The sequence below is a fragment of the Knoellia aerolata DSM 18566 genome (assembly GCF_000768695.1).
GTDB classification, from domain to species: Bacteria; Actinomycetota; Actinomycetes; order Actinomycetales; family Dermatophilaceae; genus Knoellia; species Knoellia aerolata.
On the sequence record NZ_AVPL01000119.1, the window covers coordinates 1 to 3,430 of the forward strand.

Sequence of the window (3,430 nt, forward strand, 5' to 3'; positions counted from 1 at the left end):
ACGGGGTCCCTTTTCAGCCGACGTTGACAATGTACAGGTCCAGGCGTTTCGCGGGGGGGGTCCCCGGTGGGTAGAGCACGCCCTCCCAGTGGTCATAGCTCCATCCCGAGGTTCCGATCCGCGCCACGACAACAGAATCTCACCAGGCCTGTGGCGCCAACCCTCGGGAGAGCTGGCCCCAACGCTTGCGTGTCCGCACCGCAGCCCGACAACACGAGTCGCCGCTCGGCGGATCACACTTTTGATAACCGACAGGCGGCGACGGGATGATCCACGTAGGACCGGCGTCCGGCCGACCACGTGGCGAGAGGGCGTGCCCGCGGCAAGGTGGTCGTCGCGGTAGCTGCCTGGTCCTGGGTCGAGTTGGGTTGGTTGCTCAGGTGGTTGCCGGGGCCGCCACTTCAGAACCCACCGTGGGTCGCGGCGTTGGGACCGGCAGCTGCTCGACGAGGTAGGCGAGGGCGTCGGTGGCCGACCAGCCCTGGGGGTGGCGGCGGATGAGTTCCTTGGCTCCCTCGAGGTCCTCGCCGAGGGTGACCAGGGCCGGTTCGTCGTAGCCGTCCTTGCGGTGCTGGCCGATGCCGATGGTGGCGGTAAGGCCGTTGCACAGGCACTTGCGGCCCTCGGTGTCCTCGACGGTGCCGCCCTTCTTGACGTACATGTGCACCGGCTCGCCGGCGCAGCGGTAGCCGATCGTGCCGTTGGCGCGCTCGAACGGCTGGCGCAGGTAGGACAGGTCGCACAGCCGGGTGCGGTCCTCGTAGACCTCGGCCTGGCTCACCGTGTCCTCCAAGGTGACCACCTTGAACGGGAAGCCGGTCGGGCTGGCCCGCGGGTCGTTGCGCACCGTCAGGTCGCCGGCGCGTAGCCGGTCGAGCACCTGCTCGCGCGAGGCGTCGGTGATCCCGGAGTCGCAGCACAGCGCGAAGAGCGTGCCGACCTGCACGCCGACGGCACCGGCCCGCACCGCAGCCGCCACCTGGTCGGGGGTGCCGTAGGCCCCGGCCATCCAGAACGGCAGGCCGATGGCCGCCATCTTGTCCAGGTCGGCCTCGTCGCGCGCTCCGTAGACCGGCTCGCCGTTGTCGTCGAGCTGCAGCCGGCCGCGCGGCGGCGCGGAGTGTCCCCCGGCCGGGGGGCGCTCGACGACGAAGCCGTCGGGGCGGATCTCCGCGTCCCGGTTCATGTACGAGGCGAGCTGGTCGAGGGAGACGATGGCGAGGAAGTCGGGCCGGGTCAGCTCGGGCAGGTCGGCGCCCAGCAGGTCGCGCGGGTCGACCTGCACGAAGCGCTGGAGGGTGCCGCCCGCGACGTCGACCGGGATCCGGCCCACCTCACCAGCGGCGAGGGAGCGCAGCAGCTGGGGTACCTCGCGCGGGATGCCGGCGCCCATGAGCACGTAGTCGACGCCGCCGAGCATCGCCCCGAGGATGGCGGTCGGTGTGGCGAGCTGGATCTTCTCGAGGCAGTTGACACCGACGACGCCGTCGTGGCCCTCCTTGGCGAGCCATACCTCGGCGAAGTTGCCGACGACCGCGAGCTCCTGGCCGGCCTGGGCCGTGTGCATCATCAGCTTGGGCAGCGGCTTGTACGGGGTGTCGGGGTCGCGGCCACCCTCGACGAAGTAGGTGTCGACCACGCGCTGCGCCATGGCCCGGCCGGGGAAGTGGGCGAGCGCCCGGCGGTAGTGGCCGCCCGGGTCGCCGTCCTGCAGGCGGCGGGCGATCACGGCATCCATGGCAGTGCCGGAGACGACCCCGAGGTGGCCGGTGCGCGACACCTCGCGAGCCAGGCGCCACCCGGACACGGCCACGCCCATACCGCCCTGGATGACCGCCGGGCGGGCGCGGTGCGCCGCGTCCGGGTCAGCGGGGAGGGTCTCGGTCAGCAGAGCGGCCATGGTGCCACCTTCGTCGTCGGGAAACCTACGCTACCGTAGGTTTCGTTGCCGTAAGTTACGGTAGCGTAAGTTTGCGTTGGCTGTCACGCCTGCCCGGAGACGAAGCCTCGGTCCGCTGATCCCATGTTGTCTGCATCGACGGCATCGAAGGCATCGACGCATCGACTGCCATGACTGCATCGGCCTGCGGCCAAGCTGGGCTTCCAACTGGATGAACCTCGCCTTTTGGTCACCGCCCGCTCGTCCTTGGTCCTTCGAGCACAGATTAGGTGTCAACCGAACCTTCAACAGCAGTCCTATGGCGTAGCCGTATGGCGGCGGAGTGGGCTAGCTCGACCTCGCCAAGGAAAGACCTTGCGAGCGAGGCTCAGCCCGTTGGTGTCACAGACGGCGCGACAGGGCGAAGAAGTTGTTCGAGGCGAAAAGTCACCTAGTCTGCCTTGTCCAATCCACCACTCGACGACCGGTTATCGGACCGCCGGTACGGCCGCGAACGCAACTATCGCAACAAGTGCTACGGCGCGAACGGCGCGGCGCGCGCCGGCCGTCGACCGCAATCATGGTCGATGCCGTCGGGGGCTCGCCCGCCGCGAACCACCACGTCTGCAGGCCCCGGGTCCGCGGCGGCGGCACCTCGAGCAGCCCGCCCACGGCCTCCGGGCCGACCGCCACCACGGCCGCGCGAGCCGCCAAACGCTCGCCACCGGCCAGTCGGAGGACCGCGCTGGACACCCCGCCGCTCACCTCGACGACCGCCTCGCCCAGCCGGAGGTCGGCCCCGGCCCGCACGGCCGCGGCAGCCAACTGCTCGGGCAGCGCCCGGATGCCGCGTGCCGGCAAGCCAGGCACACCCAGCGCGAACATCCGCACAAGCAGCTTCGCAAAGGCCTCCGAGGTCTCTCCCCGGTCCTCGGCGAGCACCCCAGCGAGGAAGGGCTCGATGACCTCATCGCGCAGCGGGCCAGCCAGCCCCACGCGGTCCAGGCCCTCGCTCAACGACCGATCCGGGCCGTCGACCACACGGCGCGGGGCGGCCAGCGCCGGCCCCGCCCAGCGCACCATGGCGGCCACACCCCGAGGGGTGAGCAGTCCGCTACGCAACGTCGCCAACAGACCCGCCGAGTTCCGCAGCGGATGCGACAGCTCGGTGAGGCCGCGCTCGCGGCGGACGAGCACCCCGGCACCGAAGGGCCGCAGCTCAAGGGCATCGAGGTCCACCCACCGGCGAACCGCCGGGTACGCCGGGTTGAGCACCTGGAACCCTCGGTCAAGGAGGAAACCATCTACCGTGTCGGTGCGCTCGCGGCCGCCGACTGCCTGCGCCGCCTCGACGACGACGACCGAGCGGCCCGCCTCCGCAAGCCGCCATCCGCAGCGGAGGCCCGCGAGCCCTCCACCCACCACGACCACCTCGGTGTCCACCACGGTTGCGACCATAGACGCCGCACCTTCGGGGTGAAGGTCTGTTGAACGTCGAGATGGCGGATCGCGAGAACAGCTCTCACATAAATGGCTCATCCCAATCGGGGG

2 protein-coding genes and 1 pseudogene are annotated in these 3,430 nt (G+C 70.4%); all 3 read right to left on the reverse strand.

The window, feature by feature from the left end; translation table 11 throughout:
* Window positions 1–31: 31 nt before the first annotated feature.
* A pseudogene (locus N801_RS21660) lies at window positions 32–127 on the reverse strand (DUF72 domain-containing protein); the annotation flags it as partial.
* Between the two features lie 249 nt (window positions 128–376).
* A complete protein-coding gene (locus N801_RS18755) occupies window positions 377–1,900 on the reverse strand; it encodes a nitronate monooxygenase (RefSeq protein ID WP_052113311.1) in 1,524 nt (507 codons plus the stop codon).
* 426 nt (window positions 1,901–2,326) lie between these two features.
* Complete coding sequence (locus tag N801_RS18760) at window positions 2,327–3,337, reverse strand: FAD-dependent oxidoreductase (RefSeq protein ID WP_052113312.1); 1,011 nt, start codon at window positions 3,335–3,337, stop codon at window positions 2,327–2,329.
* Window positions 3,338–3,430 lie beyond the last annotated feature (93 nt).

Bases quoted from the DNA above. Each gene is read 5' to 3' on its own strand.
- N801_RS18760 (WP_052113312.1), bottom strand. From the start codon at position 3,337: ATGGTCGCAACCGTGGTGGACACCGAGGTGGTCGTGGTGGGTGGAGGG.
- N801_RS18755 (WP_052113311.1), bottom strand. From the start codon at position 1,900: ATGGCCGCTCTGCTGACCGAGACCCTCCCCGCTGACCCGGACGCGGCG.